The sequence below is a fragment of the Halalkalibacter alkaliphilus genome, from assembly GCF_023555415.1.
GTDB lineage: Bacteria > Bacillota > Bacilli > Bacillales > Bacillaceae_D > Halalkalibacter > Halalkalibacter alkaliphilus.
In genome coordinates this window covers 97183-120412 of sequence record NZ_JAKRYL010000004.1, presented here as the reverse complement: position 1 = coordinate 120412, position 23230 = coordinate 97183, and the positions used below count along the sequence as shown (strand labels likewise).

Below are 23230 nucleotides of genomic sequence, written 5' to 3'. Positions count from 1 at the left end.
TCATTTTATGACGATGCCTCGTCTTCTCTAGGTTTCTCTATCAACACTTCCCGTGGTTTGCTTCCTTCATATGGACCAACAATCCCCCGAACTTCCATCTCGTCTATTAGTCTTGCCGCCCTTGTATAACCTATGCGGAACCTTCTTTGGAGCATGGAAACCGAAGCTGTATTCATTTCAGTTACAAGATCCACCGCTGCATCATATAGCTCATCAGCTACTTCTTCCGTTACTACTTGTTCTTCAGTAGGTGTCATTTCTTCTTGGTATTGTGCTTTTTGTTGGGAGATAACGAAATCAACAATTTCCTCTACCTCACCATCAGACAGAAAGGCACCTTGTATTCTTTTTGGTTTCGTTGCTCCTACTGGCATGTATAGCATATCCCCACGTCCAAGCAGCTTCTCTGCTCCACCTGAATCCAAAATTGTTCTGGAGTCGGTTTGAGACGATACACCAAATGCAATTCGTGAAGGTATATTTGCTTTGATTACCCCTGTTATGACATCAACGGAAGGGCGTTGAGTTGCAATGATCATATGAATTCCAGCAGCACGAGCCATTTGAGCAAGTCTGGCAATAGAATCCTCGACATCACCAGAAGCTACCATCATTAAATCAGCAAGCTCGTCCACAATGACAACAATGTAAGGCAAAGTTGGCTGCTTCGCCTCTCCTTCTTCATTTTGACGATTTACAAGATCATTATACCCCTCGATATTTCTTGTGCCACTATGTGAGAATAAATCATAGCGTCTTTCCATTTCAGCAACAACCTTCTTCAAGGCTTGAGATGCTTTTTTCGGTTCAGTTACAACGGGAGTTAACAAATGAGGAATCCCATTATAAACCGTCAGTTCTACCATTTTTGGGTCGATCATCATTAGCTTTACTTCATGTGGTTTTGCTTTAATTAAAATGCTTGTAATAATACCATTAATACAAACACTCTTTCCACTTCCCGTTGCCCCTGCGACAAGAAGGTGAGGCATCTTATTTAAATGAGCTAGAACAGGTTCCCCAGAAATATCTCTTCCCAGTCCCACAGCTAGAACGTTCTTCTCAGTACTTGATTCTGGTGAATCAAGTACTTCTCTTAAAGTAACAATAGCTACTTCATGATTTGGGACTTCAATCCCAATTGCCGACTTACCTGGAATGGGCGCTTCTATTCTAATATCTTTGGCTGCAAGTGCTAAGGCTAAATCATCTGCCAAATTAACGATCTTGCTAACTTTAACCCCAACATTTGGATTCACTTCATATTTCGTTACAGCTGGCCCTAAATGCACCTTTGATACTCTTGCTTTCACTCCGAAACTTTCAAGCGTCTGTTCCAATTTCCTAGCATTGGCTGTTAATTGTTTCTTTTCATTTGTTTGGCTTGGGTTATTCGGGAGTTTCAACATGTCAACATCAGGCAATTTATAAGCTTCATTTGTTTCTTCAGCTGTCACAAGTGAAACTTGAACGTCTTCTTCTATAACTCCATCTGTCTGCTTTGTTTCAGATGGTACAGCATTACCTTTCTGTTTCTCTTGAGTCGGTGCACGGTAAGCTTTTTGCGTAAAGTCGACAATCTCAGGTTCTAACTCTTCTTCTCCTTGCACCGCAACCTGATTTGACTCTTTAGTAGTTACTTTCTCTTTTTTCTCCTCCTCAAGTGCCTTCTTCTTCCTCTCTCGCTTCGCTTCTCTTTCTTCTTGAATTCGTTCTGTTGCTTTTTCACGTAACTGCCTTAACTCGCTAAAGAGACTACTAAATGTGTCAACGACAAATAAGTAGAAACTTCTAAAAACTTTACCTAGCAATTCGGAAAGAGATTTTCCTGTCATTAAAATAAATCCAATGATAAAAAGAACAAAACAAAGAAAGTATGTACCCATCTCTGCGAATAAAAAGTGGCTTACAGCAAATGCTAGTGATCCAATCATGCCACCACCTAAATCAGACGGAGGAGTTTCCCCTTGCATTTCCATCCAGAATAACTTCCATGTATTACGAATAACCGATTGATCTTCGAACCCTTCTCTCCCACTTAACTGATGAAAAAGACCAACATGACTAAACAATACAAATGAAAGAATAATAACATAAATACCTGATAATCTTCTCGACCATATTTTCGGTTTTTGACGTTTGATCATAATATAGAGGGAAACGACTAAAAGTCCTATTGCTAACACGACAAACCATTCACCTAGGAAAAAACGAAAAAGTCTTACAAACGTTTCTCCAACGGTTCCTAATCGTGCAAATGTAACGACGGCAATGACTAATAGCCCGAGACCGATTAACTCATACGAAAGCTGTGATTTCCACTCGGTTTTTCTTTTTTTCTTACGCCTTGCCATACATTTCACCCTTTACTGCTATAAATAGCCAACAATATTAAGAAGCAGCCAATATTGGCTGCTTCGACCATCCTTGGATGAAATTAATTATAGCATAATACAAACACTCTCTACATAGCTAAAGTTGAGGTTTTGCTTGAATGATAGAACCAGGTGCATATTTATCATCTAAATAGTTCATAACATTTCCACTTATTAGGCGAACTACCCGGTATTGACTGTGGTTGACTTGTTCAACGACTAAATGACCAGCTTCGCATGAGATCACTTGCTGTGACGTATAACTTTGATCGTCTTCAGGAAATATCATCTCTTGAGGCATCATTGTATAGAGAATCATTGAACGACATCTCCTTCGGGGCTTGGTTTATTTTGGTCTATTAGTTCATTTAACTTCTTCAATGCTTGTCCAATTCCTCCAACCTCATTAATTAACCCGTATTGAACTGCATCTGTTCCAACAACATTGGTACCAATGTCACGGGTTAGGTTGCCTTTTGAAAGCATTAATTCTTTAAATTTCTCTTCACTAATTGAAGAATTTTTTGTAACAAAACTAATAACGCGCTCTTGCATTTTATCAAGGTATTCAAACGTTTGAGGAACGCCGATAACAAGACCTGTTAGTCGAACAGGGTGAATGGTCATCGTAGCAGTCTCAGCAATAAAAGAGTAATTAGCTGCAACAGCAATTGGGACTCCTATCGAATGCCCTCCACCTAACACAAGAGTCACGGAAGGCTTTGACATTGATGCTACCATTTCTGAAATGGCTAAACCAGCTTCAACATCTCCACCTACTGTATTCAGGATTAAAAGCAATCCTTCAATCTTAGGGTTTTGTTCAATTGCTACAAGCTGTGGAATAATGTGTTCATACTTGGTTGTTTTGTTTTGAGGAGGTAACTGCATATGCCCCTCTATCTGTCCAACTACTGTCATACAATGAATATTTGATTGCCCCATGTCAGGTACATTTGTCTGTCCTAACTCTTGAATCTTTTCAATAATTCCTGAGCTTTTTGGATCTTTCTTGGGTGTTTCAGGTGCTGGCTGCTGTTCGAGATTTGGATTTTCCATCGTCATCAACAAAGCCCTCCTTTAATTATTACTAGGAGTAGTATGATCCTGTTTTGGCTGTATCATCCAAAAATATTTGGCTTTTAATAAACAACGCGTTCTATTTCATATGAAACAAAAAAAGATGAAACATCATTGCTTCATCTTTTTTACGTATTAAAGATTAAACTTCCATTATAATAGGCAAAATCATTGGACGTCTTTTTGTTTTTTCGAATAAGAAACGACTTAATCCTTCTCTCACATTGCTCTTAAGGGAAGACCACTCATTAACATTTTCACTAACACATTTCTTTAGAATAACACCTACTAGTTCATTAGCATCCTCAAGTAACTTTTCAGACTCACGCACATACACAAATCCTCGTGAAATGATGTTTGGTCCTGAAACAAACTCACCTGTTTTTTTGTTAAGAGTAACTACCACAACTAAAATTCCATCTTTTGAAAGGAGGCGACGATCTCGGAGTACAATATTCCCTACGTCTCCTACACCAAGGCCATCGATTAAGACATTTCCAGAAGGAACTTTCCCTGTCTTTCTCGCTTGTCCATTCGTAAATTCGACTACCTCTCCTTTATCAACGAGGAAAATATTTTCTGCTCTCATTCCGGTTTTCAATGCTAGCTCTCGATGTGCATGCTGCATCCGGAATTCACCATGAATAGGGACAAAATACTTCGGCTTCATTAAATTAAGCATAAGCATTAATTCTTCTTGACTACCATGACCTGAAGCATGAACTTTCGCTTGGCCGTATACCACTTCTGCACCAATACGATATAGCTTATCAATAATCGCTGAAACCGACTTTTCATTACCTGGAATAGCAGAAGCAGCAATAATCACCGTGTCTTCTTCTGTAATCGTAATTTGTCTGTGTGCACCTTTTGCCATTCGTGTTAACGCTGACATCGGTTCTCCTTGACTACCTGTGGTTAAAATTGCAAGCTGCTCATCACGGTATTTGCCAATTTCATCTATATCGATAAAGAGATCTTTTGGTGCATCAATATATCCTAATTTTGTTGCTATTGTAATAACTCGAACCATACTTTTTCCAACAACAACAAGCTTTCTATTTGCCCTAATTGAAGCTTGAATCACTTGTTGAATTCGATGAACGTTTGAAGCAAAAGTGGTAACAATAATGCGCCCTTCCGTTTTTTCAAAAACTTCAGCGATACCTTGTCCAACTTCTATTTCTGATTTCGTTGTTCCTGGTCGCTCTGCATTCGTACTGTCAGACAGAAGACAAAGTACACCTCGTTCACCAATCGCTGCCATCTTACCAATATCAGCATGCTTGCCGTCAACAGGAGTTTGATCAAATTTAAAATCTCCTGTATGAACAACTGCACCCTGAGATGTTTCAAAACAAATACCCACTGAATCAGGAATACTATGATTTGTACGGAAAAACGACACTGATGTAGATCCAATAGTTAAACGGGAATTTGCATCAATTAAGTGTAATGTACTATGACGGAAGATTCCTGCTTCTTTTAACTTTTCTTCAACTAGGCCAAGGGTTAATTTTGTTCCATATACAGGAACATTAATTTTCTTTAAAACGTAAGATAAACCTCCAATATGATCTTCATGACCATGTGTTAAAAAGATCCCTTGCACTCGCTCGGCATTTTCAACAAGGTATGACACATCTGGAATAACAATATCAACACCTAACATATCGTCATCCGGAAACATTAATCCCGCATCAACGACCAAGATGTCTTCATCTACTTCAACAACGTACATATTTTTGCCTATTTCACCGACTCCACCTAAGGCAAAAACACGTACTTTTTCTATATACTCTTTTGACAATGGACTTCCTCCTACTATATATGCTCTAAAAAACCGAAATGTTTTTCGTTTTATACCGTTCTCTCATCCTTGGCGTAGATGATGTGACCCGCTAAAATTACAGATGATCGTAAATACGATCTAATCCAACCCGAACAAATCAATTATATTTAGTATACCTTAATTAGGAAATGAAAAACAAGACTGAACTTCCTACGTTGATATGACACAACACTTCTTTAAAAAATTAGAATATTAAATCTTTATATAAATAAGCAATTATCTTCCATCAAACTAACAAAAAAGCTAATCCGGTGGATTAGCTTTTTCTCTTTAATACTTTATTAACTTCGCTCATTTGTCCATGATTTAAAGGAATCAACGGAAGTCTTACGTCTCCAACCTCTAATCCCTGCAATGACAAAGCGTATTTTACACATGTTGGATTAGGTGCTAGAAACATCGCTTTCATTACTGGCAACAATAAGCGATGACTCTTCGCTGCTTTCTCTACGTTTCCAGCTTTGAAGTTTGTAATCATCTCTCTCATCTCACTGCCAATTACATGGGCTGCTACAGAAACGACGCCATGAGCTCCTATAGCTAGAGCCGGAAGCGTATTCGCATCATCACCTGTATAAAGAGTAAAATTCTCATCAACAGCTGTGAGAATGGCTGCCATTTGTTCCAAATCCCCACTTGCTTCCTTTACAGAAACAACATTAGGAATCTTAGATAAAGCAATGGTCGTCTCTGCTTCAATCTGTACACCTGTTCTTCCAGGAACATTATAGAGCATAATAGGAAGATCTGTTGATTCAGCTATTTTTTTAAAATGCACATACATGCCTTCTTGTGACGGTTTATTATAATATGGAGCAACAAGCATAATACCATCGACACCTAAGTCCTGTGCCTTTTTTGTTAACTCAATCGATGCTTGCGTATTATTACTTCCAGTTCCTGCGATAATAGGAATTCTTTTATTTGCATGTTTTACACAAACGTTAAAAAGCTCTAGCTTTTCATCCGTTGAAAGTGTTGGAGACTCACCTGTTGTGCCAGCTACAACTAAAGCATCGCTACCATGAGCAATCAGGTAATCAATTAACTCCTTTGTTCTCTCAACATCTATCAAACCTTTTTGGGTAAAAGGGGTTACCATAGCAGTAACAATATGGCCAAAGTGCATAACCTTCAGCTCCTTGATTCATATTTCTAAGATTGTTCTTCTAGTTGTCCTGTCTGTTCAAGTTGAAACATGTGATGGAGTGCGTTAACTGCTTTAACCATATCTTTTTCTTTAACTAGTACCCAAATTGTTGTATGAGAATCAGCTGATTGTAGTATTTGAATGTTTTGTTTTGATAATGCACTTACAATCTTGGCAGTAACACCTGGAACACCGGTCATACCGGCTCCTACAGCTGACACTTTTGCACAATTTCTTGTCACCTCAGGTTCATAACCCATTTGATGCAATACTTCAATTGCTTTGTCAGCTACATTCTCCATAACTGTATAGCAGACACCGCGAAGGTTGATATTAATAAAGTCAACACTGATTTCTGCGGTCGCCATTGCTTTAAATACTTTCTCTTGTAAATCATATTCTCCTTGTTTTGCGGATACCTTAATTTGTGCTACATTGGCTAAATTCGCGATTCCGGTAATCACGCGGTCTTTCACTTCTGTTGCAGGTTTGGCAATTTTGGCTGTAACAAGTGTTCCTATGCTATTTGAATAGGTTGAGCGAATTCGAATAGGAATCCTTGCTTGCATTGCTACCTCTACAGCTCTTGGATGTATCACTTTCGCACCTTGGTATGCCATGTTACAAATTTCTTCATACGACATAGCATCAAGTGCCCTAGCATCCTCTACTATTCTAGGATCTGCCGTCATAACTCCTTCAACATCTGTAAAGATATCAACCCATTCAGCTTGAACTGCTGCACCTAACGCTGTTGCGGACGTATCACTACCCCCTCTTCCAAGCGTCGTCGTCTGACCATCGAACGTCTGACCTTGGAAGCCAGCAACAACAACCACATCACTTGTTTTCAATTGTTTTTTCAAATCGTCACAATTCATATCCACAATCTTTGCATTTGAAAATTCGTTATTTGTTCTGAAGCCAGCTTGAGCACCAGTTAGTGCAGTAGCAGTAATACCCATACTCTGCAAAAGATCCGTGAAAACAACAGAAGAAATTATCTCACCGCAAGACACTAGTAGATCTTGCTCACGTTTCGGTAACTGTCTTTGATTGACAAGACCGAGTAATGTGTCCGTGGCGTAAGGTTCTCCCTCACGCCCCATTGCTGATACAACGACAATGACTTTATATCCATCTTCAACAGCTTTTTTCACATGGTTCGCTGCCATAGACCGACTTTTGTCATCTCGTACAGACGTACCACCAAATTTCTGAACAATTATTTTCATACGACACCTACTTTTATTACGATAAAAGATTTAATTTTACGAGACTTTCAGCAATTTGTACTGAATTCCACGCTGCACCTTTCAGTAGGTTATCTGAAACAATCCACATATGATAGCCATTATCACGATCAAGATCATGACGAATCCGACCAACAAACACATCATTCTTACCTACACATTCTGAAGCAAGAGGATATACTTGATTTGCTGGATCATCTTGTAATGTTACTCCAGGAGCTGTAGCAAGTAGATCTTTTAATTCTGCAACTGTTGCTCCACCTTTTTCTGTCTCAATATAAACAGATTCAGAATGACCAGTTTCTACTGGAAGACGTACACAAGTAGCTGCGACTTCAAGTTCTGCCATTTCCATGATTTTCTTTGTTTCATTAATCATTTTCATTTCTTCATACGTATACCCGTTTTCTTGGAAAAGGTCAATCTGTGGAATGGCATTGAATGCGATCTGATAATGCTTTTTGTCTCCGCCTACTGGCAGGATTTCAGGTGTGAATTCTTTTCCTTCTAGAATATCTTTTGTTTGTTGTTTCATTTCTTCAATCGCTTCAAGACCTGCACCAGATACAGCTTGGTATGTTGAAACAACAACTTTTTTCAGACCATACTTTTCACGAATTGGCTCAAGAGCAACAACCATTTGAATCGTTGAACAATTTGGATTAGCAATGATTCCATTATGGTTCTTTAAAGCTTCTTCATTTACTTCTGGAACAACAAGAGGCACGTTTGAATCCATTCTAAATGCACTTGTATTATCAACTACAATCGCTCCACGTTTAACTGCTTCCGGCGCTAGTGCTTTTGAAACTGATCCTCCTGCTGAAAATAGTGCAATCTGAACCCCTTCAAAAGCTTCAGGTGTTGCTTCTTCTACTGTATACTCTTTCCCCTTAAAAGAGATAACTTTCCCTGCTGAACGTTTTGAAGATAATAGTTTCAAGCTAGCAATCGGAAAATCTCTTTCCTCCAACGTTTTTAACATTTGTTGACCAACTGCGCCTGTTGCGCCCACTACAGCTACATGATAATTTGACATTTGTGTTCGTCTCCCCTCATCTGCTTACAACGTTTAATAGAATTTTTTTCACTAAGATGGAATGATTATAGCATATCCATGCTTAGTTTGTATCTGTTGTTTTCTCTATTAAACTTTAAGGGAAATATTTCATTTGTGCAACCATGTGAATCGCTTAATCTCTGAATTTTTCTACTAGTACAGGCTGATATTGCTTACCAGCTAAGGCAGACTCAACCGTATCCACTAATGCTTCCATTCTAGCCACTAACGAGTTTGGCTTCTTAATTGGATCATCCTGACCAAACGGAATAAAATATATGTTTTTTGTAGCCATTAATTTCATAATATTTACACCGTTAAGTCCCAACGCATCGTTTGTTGAGATCCCAAGAACAACTGGATTGCCACTACGTAATGTTGCTTTTGCTCCCATTAAGACAGGGCCATCTGTCATTGCATTAGCAAGTTTACTCGTTGAGTTCCCTGTAATCGGGGCAAGCACCATACAATCTAATGGTGTTTTCGGCCCAAAAGGTTCGGCTTTCACAATCGTATCGACAATCTCTTCCTCCGTTATCTCTTCAATGCGTTTTAACCAGTATGCACTAGTCCCGAACTTTGTATCTGTGCTTTTTACATTACCAGAGACAAAAGGAGTCACCTTCGCACCGTGTTTAATTAATTTTTCAATTTGAGGCATAACCTCTTCATACGTGCAATGAGATGCAGATATACCAAATCCAATGTGCTTCCCTTTTAATGACATGATTCATCCCCCTCTTACTTTTTCGTCTGATTAGTTAACAACACCGCTAGGACATCAGCTAAGATTTGACCAGCTGTTTTAGGTGCTACAATACCTGGTAAACCAGGAGCTAACAGCGCCTTCATCCCCCGCTTCTCTGCATAACGAAAATCAGTACCGCCTGGCTTCGAGGCTAAATCAATAATAAGCGTGTGGAGAGGCATTTCTGCTAATACATTTGCTGTAATGACACGGGCTGGTATCGTATTAATACACAAGTCAATATCTCTCAATTCTTCCTTCATGTGATCTGTATGAAATGGTGTTAACCCCATTTCTGTAATCCGAGCTAACTGTTGTGATTCGTTTGCGCCAACTTTGACATTTGCTCCTAAGGCGCTAAAAGTCCTGGCTACAGACATACCGACTCTTCCTAGACCTAACACGGCCACTTTCGCACGATGGATGGTAATGTCCGTATGCTGAATCGCCATCATCACAGTTCCTTCTGCCGTAGGAATTGAATTGTAGATCGCAACATCATCACGCTCCATTAGCTTTACTAATGAACGTTTTGAGTTCTCAACACAGTTGTCAAGATACTCATTACTAATGCCCGAATAAATGACGCAATGTTCTGGTGTTTGTTGTAGGTGATCGACTTTTAATACAAGTGATTCATTTGAAAAGACCGTTTCAATTTTCCCATCTGAACTCGTGCCGCTTACCGGTAATAAAATGGCATCTGCCGTCGACCATTCAATGTCTTTCAACGTGTGTTTCGATGCACCAATAAAACCATCATTCAACTGATCAAACCCAATCATCGAAATTTTTGCATCTAGTGTGGATAGTTTCCTGATGATTTCCAATTGTCGTGCATCCCCTCCAATAACGACAACGTGTTTATCTGTTAACATCTGCTCTTGTTCTCCTTTCATTCATGCGAATCTCATCATCGCAGGTCGCTTAAGAAGAGCTTTACATTCAGAGTTCGAATACCTCCATACAGAAGCGACACCAAATGCACCTGTTCCTGTTGGCAAAGGATGAACAGCAACGATTCACCATAGCATATGTACTGTATATTCAATAGGTGAATACCATTTTTAGATAGACAAATCAATCTTAATAAAGGACACCCAACTACTGATTTTATAGGACAATGACTAAAAAAAGCAGCCTTTCATAATGAATGAAAGAACTGCTTTTCTGAGAAAACTGAAAAAGTCGTTTATACGTTTTCTGCTTCCTCATTTTCCTAATATTCAATTCACGCTCACTCGTATTGATCTAAATTAATAATGATCATATCTTCACCAATTTTTTTAACTTGATTCCAATACACTGTTACTTCACGGTCCTTCTTTCCAAATCCGAACCATTTCATTGTAGGTATAATAAATGCTTCAATCTCACCAGTTTCTTCATTTACTAACAAATCTGTTTGCCCTAAAATGCCTAGACGTTCCCCTTTTTGATAATCGATAATCTCTTTGCTGCTTATTTCACTTAATCTCATCAGATTACCTCCTCGTCCTTCATTAGTAGTAAGCTATGAACAGAAACCTAAAAAAAGACCAGACTATCGAAAAATCTGATCTCAAGAAAAAATTATTGAAGTGATTTTGGTAATTTACCTGTTGAATTAATCAAGGAAACGGAAGGATTCTCTTTTAAAATGGTTGCTGCTAATTGATTCACCTGAGTGAGAGTGACACTATCGATCTCATCAACAATATCATCAAGTGACCGATGTTTTTTGAGGAGTAATTCATTTTTTCCATTACGACTCATCCGACTATTTGTACTTTCTAAACTTAACATTAAACTCCCTTTTAACTGTTCTTTGCCATTTTTAAGTTCTTTTTCTGTCATCCCTACATCAGCAAGTATATAAGCTGTTTCTTGTAAAGCTTTCGTTAGATCGTCCAATTGGCTATGTGCTGTAGCAGCATAAATAGTTAACATGCCACTGTCTTGATAGGAAGAGTGATATGAAAATACAGAGTAGCATAACCCTCTTTTTTCACGAATCTCTTGAAACAATCTGCTACTCATACTACCGCCAAGTAAATTATTCAACAAAACTAGAGCATATACATTTTTTTCCCCGATTGCTAAACCTGGATAACCGAGACAAAGATGTGCTTGTTCGGTTTCCTTTTTGCGAACAATGGAGTTAGGAAAAAATACAGGTTTCTCATCTTTATGTTGATATGTTGTAGGATTTACATTTGAAAATATTTCTTTCAATTGATCAATTACTTCATCTGTAATGTTCCCAGCAACAGAAATAACGACATGGTCACCGGTGTAAAATCTGGACATATACTCCCTTAATGAGTCGCCATTAAACGCCTCTAATGTATCTACTGTTCCTAAAATTGGATAACCAAGAGAATGACTTTTGTAACTTGCTTCGCTTAGCAAATCATGAACAATATCATCTGGTGTATCATCTACCATTTTAATTTCCTCGAAAACAACATTCTTTTCTTTTTGAAGCTCCGTCTCGTCGAAAACAGAATTGAAAAACATATCTGCCAAAACGTCAACAGCATACGCAGCATGATCATCTAACACTTTTGCGTAATAGCATGTATATTCTTTCGAAGTAAAAGCATTTACTTGCCCGCCTATGCTATCAAATGATTCAGCAATCTCAGCGGCTGTACGTGTTTTCGTTCCTTTAAAAAACATATGCTCTAAGAAATGTGAGATACCGTTTTCTTCTTTCTTTTCAAAGCGCGAACCTGTACCGATCCACACTCCAATTGAAACCGAACGTACAGATGAAATATGTTCCGCTAAAATTCGAACACCGTTGTCTAGTTCTATTCTATTTACCACTCTTAATCCCCCTTATTGTCATCAAGGGTTACACCTAACATAACTCGTTGTTCGGAGAGAACCTCAGAAACTGTACCAATCTTATACCCTTTATCTTGTATTCCAATAATTAAATCTTCTAAGCCCTTAGCTGTCGGTTCAGTTGGATGCATTAAGATCATAGCTCCATTGTGTACCTTTGATAGCACACGATTCACCATTTCAGTTGGGTTAGGCTTTCTCCAATCTACAGTATCAACTGACCATAAGACCGTTTTCATTCCATGTTTGTGAGCTTGGTCAACCACCGTTTGATTGTAGCTTCCACTTGGCGGGGCAAACCAATTAGGTGTAACTTCAATTGTTGCTTCTATAACTGAATTTGTCTTTTGTAGTTCCTCGTCAATCCGCCCAACTGTTAATGTGTTCATATCTGGATGTGAGTAAGCATGATTTCCTATCTCATGGCCTTCTTCAACCAGCATCTTAGCAAGATTTGGATTACTCTTAACCCATGAACCATCTAAGAAAAACGTTGTATGTAGTTCATGTTTTTTTAATGTCTTCAACATTTCAGGCAGATATTCATTTCCCCATGCCACATTAACTAAAAACGTGACAACAGGTTTGTTTTCATTGCCTTTATAAATGGGAGATGGGGGCAGATCGTCAAGATGAACATTTGGACTTGTTTCTTTAAAGACAAGTCTGTTTTCATCAAATTCATTGAGCTTCTTCATCTTATCATATGAAGCTTCTACGTCAACCTCTAGCCCATTATAGCCAGGTACTGCTTTCCAAACTCTATCTACTCTTGCATCAATCGCAGGTTCTGTATATGAATCTGAGCGTGCGACTATTTCCTCGTATAGAGAGTCCTGTTCCTTTAATACCATTTGACTATCGTGCTTTAATTCACTGATATAATTCATAGAAAATGGATTTTGGACAGCTCCAACCGATAGGATGACAATGATACAGAACACACCTACGTGAATAATCTTTTTCTTCATCACCAGTCCCTCCTCCTCTAGTGCGATTGTATGCTAGAGTTGGACAGGTTAGAACGCAAAAGGAGACTAGGATCACTCCCCAGTCCCCTTTTATCATTAATTACTACTTCTGTGCTTGTTGTTTGCGCTCTTTCTCTTCTTTTAGAATAACCTTACGTGAAAGATTAACTCTTCCTTGGTTATCAATCTCTGTTACACGAACAAGGATTTCATCTCCAAGCTTCACAACATCCTCTACTTTTTCAACACGTTCTTCTGCTAGCTGAGAAATATGAACCAAACCATCTTTACCTTTGAACAGTTCAACAAACGCACCAAATTTCTCAATTCGTTTTACTTTCCCAAGATAGGTTTGCCCTACTTCTACTTCGCGTACAATATCTTCAATGATTGAACGTGCTTTTTCATTCATTGACATCTCTACAGAAGAAATATATACTGTTCCATCCTGCTCAATATCAATTTTAACCCCAGTTTCTTCAATGATCTTATTGATCATTTTACCGCTAGGTCCGATCACATCACGAATTTTATCTGGGTTAATCTTCATAGTCATAATTTTTGGTGCATATGTGGATAACTCAGTACGGTATTCCCCTATAGCAGACAACATATTATCTAAAATAACCATGCGGCCTCTTTTAGCTTGAGCTAACGCCTCTTCTAAGATCTCTCGGTTAATACCAGAAATTTTAATATCCATTTGTAGAGCCGTAATTCCTTCGCGTGTACCAGCTACTTTAAAATCCATGTCACCTAACGCATCTTCCATACCTTGAATGTCCGTAAGAACTGACACATGCTCTTCTTGTTTCACAAGACCCATCGCAATACCAGCTACAGGTGCTTTAATTGGTACTCCTGCATCCATCATTGCAAGGGTACTTGCACAAATACTAGCCTGAGACGTTGAACCATTAGATTCCAGTACTTCAGAAACTAGTCGAATTGTATATGGAAATTCATTCTCATTAGGTATGACTGGCTCAAGTGCTCTCTCACCTAATGCACCATGTCCAATCTCGCGACGACCAGGTCCCCGAATTGGCCCAGTTTCGCCTACACTAAATTGCGGGAAATTATAATGGTGCATGAATCTCTTAGATTCTTCAATTCCAAGCCCGTCTAAAATTTGCACATCCCCTAATGCACCAAGAGTACAAATACTTAATGCTTGAGTTTGTCCTCGAGTGAAGAGACCTGACCCGTGGGTACGTGGAAGAAGATCTACTTGAGAAGCAAGTGGACGAATTTCATCTACCTTACGTCCATCTGGGCGCACTTTATCAATTGTAATTAGACGACGTACTTCTTCTTTTACAATCTTATGTAGAACTTCTTTGACATCACCTAAATCTATGTCTTCTCGCTCTTCGAAAGACGCAACCGTTTTTTCTTTTATTGCATCAATTGCTTCTGCTCTTGCATGCTTCTCTTGTACTTGGACAGCTTCTTTCAGTTCTGCCTCAGAAATCTGACGTACTTCTTGCTCTAGATCAGCGTCAACTATCTTTAATTGAACTTCTGACTTTTCCTTCCCGACAGCATTTGCAATCTCCTCTTGGAAAGAAATTAATTTCTTAATTTCATCATGACCAAACATAATCGCTTCCAACATTGCTTCTTCTGTTACTTCTGATGCACCAGCTTCAACCATGTTAATAGCTTCTTTCGTACCAGCTACAACAAGGTCAATATCGCTTTGCTCTAACTGCTCAGTTGTTGGGTTAATGACGAACTTTCCATCCATTCTACCAACAGTTACACCAGCAATTGGGCCATCAAATGGTATATCAGATACACAAAGGGCAAGTGACGAACCAATCATAGCCGCCATTTCAGATGAGGCATTTGGATCAGAGCTCATTACAATACTAATCACTTGTACTTCATTTCTGAAGCCATCTGGGAATAATGGTCTAATTGGACGGTCAATTAAACGACTTGTCAAAATCGCTCTTTCACTTGGACGACCCTCTCTTTTAATGAAACCTCCAGGAATTTTCCCTGCAGCATAGAGACGCTCCTCATAATTGACTGTTAGAGGAAAAAAGTTTAAATCTTTAGGTTCTTTAGAAGCAGTAGCTGTTGATAACACAGCTGTATCACCATATCTGACGAGCACTGCGCCATTAGCTTGTTTGGCTAATTGGCCAATTTCTACTGTAAGCTCTCGACCAGCCCACTCCATTGTAAATACTTGTTTCGTTTGTTCCATTACGCGTACTCCTCTCGTACACCATTTATTAATCCAGCTTCATTTATTATTGCCAATTCTGTTAAAAAGTAAAAGAATATATAAGATTGGTTATTTTTAGTCAAATTACCAATGTTATAAGATCAAGAAAAAAGCGGGAATTTATCCCGCTTTCATCACGATTATCGGCGTAAACCAAGCTTATCAACTAGGTTACGGTAACGTGTAACATCCTTGTTACGTAGGTAAGTTAACAAGTTACGACGTTGCCCTACCATTTTAAGAAGACCACGACGTGAATGGTGATCCTTCTTATGAGTACGTAAGTGCTCATTTAATGTGTTGATTTGCTCTGTTAGGATAGCAACTTGAACCTCTGGAGAACCAGTGTCAGTGTCATGCGTTTTGAATTCAGCGATTAACTCATTCTTACGCTCTTGTGTTAAAGCCATCCTATTCACCTCCCTTTTTCTAATCTCCTATTCCCTAGCAAACGTCGGTGACTCGATCTGCCAAGAAACGGATTCGTACCGTAGTACAAACAATACTATACCTTTTTTTTGAATGGATTGCAAGCTTTCCGGCTTATTCATAGACTTTTAATTTAAGTAATGATTGTGCCGCCTCTTTATCAAGGCTTATTTGTTCAATAAGCTGATCAATGCCCTTAAATTTCTTTTCAGACCTAATACGAGAATACCAATGTATCTCTACCTCTAGCCCATAAATATCTTCATGGAAGGAAAAGAGATGAACTTCAATGGTCGGAACAACGTCCTTTTCCTGATGGAAAGTTGGTTTATATCCAATGTTACATACACCATCGTACTGAACTTTATTTATCGTTAATCTAACAGCATAGACTCCCGTTCTTGGAATAATGTATCGTTCTTTAGGTTCAATATTTGCTGTTGGAAATCCAATGGTTCTTCCCCTTTTTTCCCCATCAACAACTGTCCCTTTAATGACGTATTCTTCCCCTAAAAGAGCTGTTACACTATTCACATCTCCTTGTTTAAGTAGCTCTCGGATTTTAGTCGAACTTACTTTCTCATTGTTACTTTCATATTTTTCAACAACTGTTGCTTCTAATCGATTACGAGCATGAAATGGAAGAGTTTCCATAGTTCCTTTTCCGAGAGCACCATAAGTAAAATCAAAACCTGCAACAGCATGTACAACATGTAACCCGATTAAATAGTCATCAACAAATTCTTGAGGTGTAAGGCTAGCAAATAAAGGGGTAAATTTCACTACATAAAGTGTATCAATGCCCATTCTTTCAATTTTATCAATCTTATCTGGTAATGGCGTTATGTAGTTCATTTCCGTTTTCCTCAACACTTCTTTTGGGTGTGGATGAAACGTCATAACTGATGCTGTTGTATCAAGCTTTTTTGCAATCTCTTTTGCCTTTTTCATGACTGCTTTGTGACCCGTATGTACTCCATCAAAATAGCCTAAAGCCATCACTGTCTTTTCTGGCTTTAATGTATTTCTATCTATAGGATGTTCTAAATAAATGGTATCCATTAAGAATCCCCTTTTCACTCCTAAATTATTAAGATGGCTCGCCTGTCCAAAACATTTTTTCTGGTTTAACAAAGCCTTCTTTCGTAGGGTGGCGCTTATAAACAGCTAAACACTCCCCCTTTTCATTATATACGGTAAATCGTATTTGTTCTAACCCTTTCTTTATCGGTAGAACAGCCCCGTTTTTTATCTGTTGCTCCGTTACTTGATCTACTATACTCTTTGGCAAATAATTAACAGCCGTCTCAAATGGGATGAGTTGAGCGAACAATTGGCCATTTTCTTTAAATTCCTCTAATTGCTCAAACGTTATACTATTCTCTAGAGAATACGGACCTGACGATGTACGAACGAGATCAGACATATGTGCGGGATATCCGAGCTTATTTCCTATATCAACGGCCAATGTTCGAACGTACGTCCCTTTGCTACAATGGACACGAAACCGAAATGAGGCCGTATCTTCCTTATAAGTAATATCGGATAATCGATCCAAGGAGTGAATCGTCACAGTTCTTTGAGGACGTTCTACTTCCTTACCAGCACGGGCATACTCATACAGTTTCTTGCCATTGACTTTGACTGCAGAATACATTGGAGGAACTTGAATAATTTCACCTTTAAAGTGATTAAGTACTTTGTCAAGTTCGGCTTCTGTCCATTTATCCGTAACAGGCTTTTTGTTAACAACATCACCGCCTTTATCTTCCGTTGTTGTCGAAAACCCTACCGTTACTTCACCCTCGTACTCTTTTGAGTATCCTGACATGTATTCCACTACTTTCGTTGCTTTCCCGATACAAATAGGCAGTACTCCATTCACATCCGGATCTAGCGTACCTGTATGTCCAACTTTTTTCGTTTGAAATAAACGTCTAACTTTCATCACACAATCGTGAGAAGTCATACCTCGTGGTTTATGTAAAATTAAGATTCCATTTGGGTTCATTGGTTCCTCCCTTTGTTGCTATTAATTTGCACGGCTCCTTTTGTACATACCTTGCCCTCTAACATTTATTACAAAAGGGTAGAAGAGCATTTGCCCTCCTACCCTCTAATTATCTATCGTTCATTTTTATTTATATCTTGAAGAAGTGTTTCAATACGATTACCATATTCAATCGACTCATCAAACTCAAAGAAGATATCTGGTGTTTTACGAAGGCGAATTCGTTTTCCAATCTCAGAACGAATAAATCCTTTCGCTTTAGATAATGCTTGAAGAGTTGCTTCTTTTTGTTCGTCACTTCCAAGAACTGTAATAAACACTTTTGCTTGCTGAAGGTCCCCTGTGACATCTACTCCGGTAACTGTTACAAAACTTACACGAGGATCTTTAAGCTCTCGCATAATAATATCACTTAGTTCTTTTTTCATTTGTTCACCTACACGGTGTGCACGAACATTACTCATACTATTCACCTCTGTTCTTTACATTAGAGCCATTCATAATCAGTAACTGTTCTTTCTGCTTTTGGCTCACCATCAATTAAGGAAAGTGCCTTTTGCAGTTCACGCTCACAAACTGTGCGATCATTTGAAACCGTTACTAACGCTAATTCAGCTCGCTGCCAAACATCATGATGATCTGTTTCTGCAACAGAAACGTTAAACCGTTGCTTCAATCTTGTTTGAATACTTTTTAAAACAGAGCGTTTTTCTTTCAGCGATTGAGCATCATAAATGAGGAGTTCAAGACGTACGAACCCTATGATCATTTACGCTCAATTTCCTCCATAACATACGCTTCAATGATGTCGCCTTCTTTAATATCGTTATAATTTTCAAGTGTGATTCCACACTCATATCCAGCAGCCACTTCTTTGGCATCGTCTTTAAATCGTTTCAATGCATTGATTGACCCCTCATAAATAACAATTCCATCACGAATGAGACGCACTGTTGAATCTCTTGTTACTTTTCCATCAGTAACATAAGCTCCAGCAATCGTACCTACTTTTGAAACTTTAAATGTTGTACGAACCTCTACTTGACCAATGACTTTTTCTTCAAATTCAGGGTCAAGCATTCCTTTCATTGCTGCCTCAATTTCATCAATGGCATTATAAATGACACGATGAAGGCGAATATCAACTTTTTCAGCTTCCGCTGTACGTTTTGCATTCACATCCGGACGTACATTGAAACCAATAATAATCGCATTAGAAGCTGATGCAAGCATTACATCATACTCGGTAATAGCTCCAACACCAGTATGAATGATTTTAACTTTAACACCTTCTACGTCAATTTTTTCTAATGATCCGCGCATAGCTTCAACTGAACCTTGAACGTCAGCTTTAATGATGATATTAATATCTTTTACTTCACCTTGCTGGATTTGATTGAATAGGTCATCCAAGCTTACTTTTGAACTTTCAGCAAGATTTTCTTCACGTTGACGAGACATTCTAGCTTCCCCAATTTGACGAGCTTTCTTCTCATCTGCGAAGGCTTGGAATTGGTCTCCTGCCAATGGAACTTCGTTAAGCCCAGTAATTTCAACTGGTGTAGAAGGTCCAACTTCTTTCACACGACGACCAAGATCATTAACCATCGCACGAACACGTCCAAACGCAGACCCTACAACAATTGGATCTCCAACTTTTAACGTTCCACTTTGTACAAGCAGAGTAGCTACAGCTCCACGGCCTTTATCAAGTTCCGCTTCAATTACTGTACCTTTCGCTAATTTATCTGGATTCGCTTTTAATTCCTCTACTTCTGAAACAAGAAGAATCATTTCTAATAACTCATCAATTCCTGTTCCTGCAAGAGCTGATACATTTACAAAAATTGTATCTCCTCCCCACGCTTCAGGGACAAGTTCAAATTCTGTTAATTCTTGCATGACACGATCAGGGTTCGCTGCTTCTTTATCAATTTTATTTACTGCAACAATAATTGGTACACCTGCTGCTTTTGCATGGCTGATTGCCTCTTTTGTTTGAGGCATTACACCATCATCTGCTGCGACAACAAGAATGGTAATATCAGTGACTTGAGCACCACGCGCACGCATTGTCGTAAAGGCTGCGTGACCTGGTGTATCAAGGAATGTGACCTTCTTGCCACCTGACTCAATTTGGTACGCACCAATGTGTTGCGTAATTCCACCAGCTTCGCCTTCTGTTACTTTCGTATGGCGAATGGAGTCAAGTAACGTCGTTTTACCGTGGTCTACGTGACCCATAATCGTTACAACAGGTGGTCTCTCTTGTAAGTCTTCCTCGGAATCATCATCTACATAACTTTCAAAATCCATTTCATCAATAACAATTTCTTCCTCAACAAGAACGCCATAATCACCTGCGATGAGTTCAATTGTGTCAGTGTCTAATTCTTGGTTAATAGTTGCCATTACACCAAGACCCATTAATTTCTTAATGATTTCAGAAGGTTCTTTATGTAGCTCTTTCGCTATTTCTCCGACAGTTAGCGAACCAACATACGTAATTTTTTCTGGTAATGGTTTTGGTTTTGGTGGCTCTTGCTTATGACCGCCGCCTCCACGCTTATTTTGCTGTTTGTTTCCGCGGTTTTGCTGATTTTTATTATTTGAAGGCTTCGATTGATTACGTTTCCCATCGTTTTTTTGTTGCTTAGGGCGATGGTCATTTTTTTCTTGGTTCTTTGTAGCTGTTGTTGAAGAGCTATTTCCACCCGTTAATGTTTCCATCATCTTTTCATCTAAAACTGACATATGATTTGTAACCGAAAAGCCTGATTCTTTTAACTGATCAATGATGACTTTGCTTGCTACATCTTTCTCTTTTGCATATTCATATATTCGCATTTTTTTCATATACTTACCTCCAAAAATCATTGGTCGAGTAATGCGGTCATCTTTTTTGCAAATCCATCATCCATTACTCCAATGACGACTCTCTCCGCTTTTCCGATAGCTTGCCCAAGCGTTGCGCGATCAGACGTTATCCGTACCGGAATGTTGTAATGGCCGCATTTGTCCAATACCTTTTTCTTTGTTTGTTCTGCAGCATCGGAAGATAAAATGACTAACCTTACAGTTTTTCTTCTCACTTCTTTTATTACGAGCTCTTCCCCAGTAACAAGCTTCCTTGCTCGCGCTGCTAATCCTAGTAATGATATCCATTTCTCCATCATTTACGATTCCTTTTACTTGCTTCATGGAGTTCATCATAAATTTCAGGATCAACCTTAACTTGTAAATGCCGTGATAGTACATCTTTTTTCTTAGCTAATTCAAAACTTTCATCGTTATTGCTAATATAAGCCCCACGTCCGCTCTTTTTACCTGTTACATCGACGGATACGTCACCTTCTGGAGAGCGAACAATACGAATTAACTCTTGTTTTGGCTTCATTTCATTTGTCACAATGCATTTTCGAAGAGGAACTTTACGTTGTTTCACCGGCTCCATCTCCTTCTTTATTCTTGTTCGTCCATCTCTGGAACAAATACATCCTCTTCATTGCCTACAGGAACAAGTTCTTCCTCATCATCTAGTAGGCCAAGCTCCCTAGCATCCGACTCACTTTTAATGTCAATTTTCCACCCTGTAAGTTTTGCTGCCAGCCTTGCATTTTGTCCACGTTTTCCAATTGCAAGAGATAGCTGGTAATCAGGTACGATGACTTGAGTCATTTTCTCTTCTTCATTTACGTTTACTTTTAAGACTTTTGATGGGCTAAGAGCGTTTGCTACATACTCGACTGGGTCTTCTGACCAACGTACGATATCAATTTTTTCACCTTTTAACTCATTAACAATCGTTTGAACTCTTTGCCCTCTAGGACCTACACATGCTCCTACAGGATCAACTTCAGGATTGTCAACATGAACGGCAATCTTCGAACGGTCACCTGCTTCTCGAGATACTGATTTAATTTCAACTGTACCGTCATAAATTTCAGGTACTTCGAGTTCAAATAATCTCTTTAAAAGACCAGGATGAGTACGTGAAATTAAGATTTGTGGGCCCTTTGTTGTTTTTTCGACTTTAGTAATGTACGCTTTTATACGATCATTATGTTTGTAGCTTTCATTTGGCATTTGTTCACTCAAAGGTAGAAGAGCTTCCACTTTTCCAAGGTCAACATAAATAAAGCGGTGATCTTGTCTTTGTACAATCCCTGTCATTATATCCTCTTCACGATCGATAAAATCGGAATAAATAATGCCTCTTTCCGCTTCGCGAACACGTTGTGTCACTACTTGTTTCGCCGTTTGAGCAGCGATACGCCCAAAATCTTTTGGCGTGACCTCAATTTCCACTACATCATCCACTTCATAGCTTGGGTTTAGTTTTTGAGCTTCATCAAGGGAGATTTCAAGACGTGCATCAAATACTTCTTCAACAACTGTCTTCCTTGCAAAAACTCGAATCCTTCCGTTGTCTCGGTTGACATCGACTCGCACATTTTGAACTTGGTTAAAGTTACGTTTGTATCCTGAGATAAGTGCAGCTTCAATTGCCTCAATGATTACTTCTTTTTTAATTCCTTTTTCTCTTTCTAACGTTGCCAATGCATCCATAAAATCACTGTTCATGGATTCTATTTCCCCCTTTCAATGGTCAAGATAAGCTTTTTAGAAAATAATGGCTAATCTTGCGTTTGCTACTTTCGCGTATGGGACAGTAAACACTTTTTTACGAGTTTTTATTTTCACTTCAATTTCTAAATTTTCACCATTAAAATTAACAAGTTTACCTTCGAAAGTCTTTTCCCCGTCAACTGGTTCATATGTTGTGACGTGGACATTTTTTCCAATGGCTTTCGTTATATCTTTTTCCTTTTTTAAAGGCCTCTCTGCTCCTGGTGATGATACTTCAAGAAAATAAGCTTGTTGAATTGGATCAAGCTCATCAAGTTTTTCACTCAGCTTTTCACTTACAACACCACAGTCTTCAAGGTCTACTCCTGTATCTGAGTCAATAAAAATTCGTAAAAACCAATTCGGTCCTTCTTTTTTAAATTCTACCTCTACAAGTTCTAAGTTAAGCTCATCTAAAATGGGCGTTACTAATTCACTTGTGATTTCAGTGACTTTCTTACTCATCTGTACCCTCCTCGCTGTTCTACTATTTCATGTATGGATAGCGAACCGAATAATGATTATTAATAGTATCTTCAGTTACGCCGCTTGTTTTACTAGAAAAAAGTAGATCGAACAACGAAAGAGTGGGTTTCCCCAC

The 23230-nt window shown here is 38.7% G+C and carries 23 protein-coding genes; all 23 read right to left on the bottom strand.

Annotated elements, in window-relative coordinates; translation table 11 throughout:
- Positions 1–5 precede the first annotated feature (5 nt).
- The 23 genes from MF646_RS05245 to rimP all read right to left on the bottom strand — a co-directional run bounded on the left by MF646_RS05245 (position 6) and on the right by rimP (position 23094).
- Complete coding sequence (locus MF646_RS05245) at positions 6–2354, bottom strand: FtsK/SpoIIIE family DNA translocase (protein WP_250095441.1); 2349 nt, start codon at positions 2352–2354, stop codon at positions 6–8.
- 118 nt (positions 2355–2472) lie between these two features.
- Positions 2473–2694 (bottom strand): YlzJ-like family protein, encoded by a 222-nt coding sequence (locus MF646_RS05240; protein ID WP_250095440.1) that lies wholly within the window; start codon positions 2692–2694, stop codon positions 2473–2475.
- Complete coding sequence (locus MF646_RS05235) at positions 2691–3434, bottom strand: ClpP family protease (protein ID WP_250095588.1); 744 nt, start codon at positions 3432–3434, stop codon at positions 2691–2693. Before MF646_RS05235 ends, MF646_RS05240 begins: the two co-directional genes overlap by 4 nt.
- Positions 3435–3597: 163 nt before the next feature.
- On the bottom strand, positions 3598–5265 hold the full coding sequence (locus tag MF646_RS05230) for a ribonuclease J (protein ID WP_250095439.1): 1668 nt from the start codon (positions 5263–5265) through the stop codon (positions 3598–3600).
- A 298-nt stretch (positions 5266–5563) separates the two neighbouring features.
- Positions 5564–6436, bottom strand: coding sequence for a 4-hydroxy-tetrahydrodipicolinate synthase (gene dapA, locus MF646_RS05225; protein WP_250095438.1), 873 nt, complete (start codon positions 6434–6436; stop codon positions 5564–5566).
- A gap of 26 nt (positions 6437–6462) precedes the next feature.
- On the bottom strand, positions 6463–7692 hold the full coding sequence (gene dapG / locus MF646_RS05220; RefSeq protein WP_250095437.1) for an aspartate kinase: 1230 nt from the start codon (positions 7690–7692) through the stop codon (positions 6463–6465).
- A gap of 16 nt (positions 7693–7708) precedes the next feature.
- On the bottom strand, positions 7709–8749 hold the full coding sequence (gene asd / locus MF646_RS05215) for an aspartate-semialdehyde dehydrogenase (protein WP_250095436.1): 1041 nt from the start codon (positions 8747–8749) through the stop codon (positions 7709–7711).
- 154 nt (positions 8750–8903) lie between these two features.
- Positions 8904–9497, bottom strand: coding sequence for a dipicolinate synthase subunit B (locus MF646_RS05210; protein ID WP_250095435.1), 594 nt, complete (start codon positions 9495–9497; stop codon positions 8904–8906).
- Positions 9498–9511: 14 nt separating this feature from the next.
- On the bottom strand, positions 9512–10396 hold the full coding sequence (dpaA, locus tag MF646_RS05205) for a dipicolinic acid synthetase subunit A (protein ID WP_250095587.1): 885 nt from the start codon (positions 10394–10396) through the stop codon (positions 9512–9514).
- Positions 10397–10755: 359 nt separating this feature from the next.
- Complete coding sequence (locus MF646_RS05200) at positions 10756–10998, bottom strand: YlmC/YmxH family sporulation protein (protein WP_250095434.1); 243 nt, start codon at positions 10996–10998, stop codon at positions 10756–10758.
- Positions 10999–11090: 92 nt separating this feature from the next.
- Positions 11091–12329, bottom strand: a complete 1239-nt coding sequence (locus tag MF646_RS05195; RefSeq protein ID WP_250095433.1) for a M16 family metallopeptidase — start codon at positions 12327–12329, stop codon at positions 11091–11093.
- Positions 12330–12331: 2 nt separating this feature from the next.
- A complete protein-coding gene (locus MF646_RS05190; protein WP_250095432.1) occupies positions 12332–13321 on the bottom strand; it encodes a polysaccharide deacetylase family protein in 990 nt (329 codons plus the stop codon).
- Positions 13322–13424: 103 nt separating this feature from the next.
- Positions 13425–15539, bottom strand: a complete 2115-nt coding sequence (pnp, locus tag MF646_RS05185) for a polyribonucleotide nucleotidyltransferase (RefSeq protein WP_250095431.1) — start codon at positions 15537–15539, stop codon at positions 13425–13427.
- Positions 15540–15700: 161 nt separating this feature from the next.
- Positions 15701–15970 carry a 30S ribosomal protein S15 gene (gene rpsO, locus MF646_RS05180; protein WP_012959342.1) on the bottom strand — a complete coding sequence of 90 codons (270 nt, stop codon included), beginning with the start codon at positions 15968–15970 and terminating at the stop codon, positions 15701–15703.
- A 133-nt stretch (positions 15971–16103) separates the two neighbouring features.
- Positions 16104–17051, bottom strand: a complete 948-nt coding sequence (gene ribF / locus MF646_RS05175) for a bifunctional riboflavin kinase/FAD synthetase (protein WP_250095430.1) — start codon at positions 17049–17051, stop codon at positions 16104–16106.
- Positions 17052–17079: 28 nt separating this feature from the next.
- Complete coding sequence (truB, locus tag MF646_RS05170) at positions 17080–18000, bottom strand: tRNA pseudouridine(55) synthase TruB (protein WP_250095429.1); 921 nt, start codon at positions 17998–18000, stop codon at positions 17080–17082.
- Positions 18001–18113: 113 nt separating this feature from the next.
- On the bottom strand, positions 18114–18464 hold the full coding sequence (gene rbfA / locus MF646_RS05165) for a 30S ribosome-binding factor RbfA (protein WP_034629559.1): 351 nt from the start codon (positions 18462–18464) through the stop codon (positions 18114–18116).
- Positions 18465–18487: 23 nt separating this feature from the next.
- Positions 18488–18769: a DUF503 domain-containing protein gene (locus tag MF646_RS05160; RefSeq protein WP_250095428.1), complete on the bottom strand. Its 282-nt coding sequence runs from the start codon at positions 18767–18769 to the stop codon at positions 18488–18490.
- Positions 18766–20856 carry a translation initiation factor IF-2 gene (gene infB / locus MF646_RS05155; protein WP_250095427.1) on the bottom strand — a complete coding sequence of 697 codons (2091 nt, stop codon included), beginning with the start codon at positions 20854–20856 and terminating at the stop codon, positions 18766–18768. The genes MF646_RS05160 and infB overlap by 4 nt, the downstream gene beginning before the upstream one ends.
- Before the next feature lie 17 nt (positions 20857–20873).
- Positions 20874–21176 carry a YlxQ family RNA-binding protein gene (locus tag MF646_RS05150; RefSeq protein ID WP_250095426.1) on the bottom strand — a complete coding sequence of 101 codons (303 nt, stop codon included), beginning with the start codon at positions 21174–21176 and terminating at the stop codon, positions 20874–20876.
- Entirely contained in the window at positions 21173–21445 is a 273-nt protein-coding gene (rnpM, locus tag MF646_RS05145) for an RNase P modulator RnpM (RefSeq protein WP_338035471.1), read from the bottom strand. The genes MF646_RS05150 and rnpM overlap by 4 nt, the downstream gene beginning before the upstream one ends.
- Before the next feature lie 17 nt (positions 21446–21462).
- Positions 21463–22584: a transcription termination factor NusA gene (nusA, locus tag MF646_RS05140; protein WP_250095424.1), complete on the bottom strand. Its 1122-nt coding sequence runs from the start codon at positions 22582–22584 to the stop codon at positions 21463–21465.
- A 39-nt stretch (positions 22585–22623) separates the two neighbouring features.
- The gene (gene rimP / locus MF646_RS05135; RefSeq protein ID WP_250095423.1) at positions 22624–23094 is read right to left on the bottom strand and encodes a ribosome maturation factor RimP; all 471 of its coding nucleotides are present in this window, start codon (positions 23092–23094) and stop codon (positions 22624–22626) included.
- Between the last annotated feature and the right edge of the window lie 136 nt (positions 23095–23230).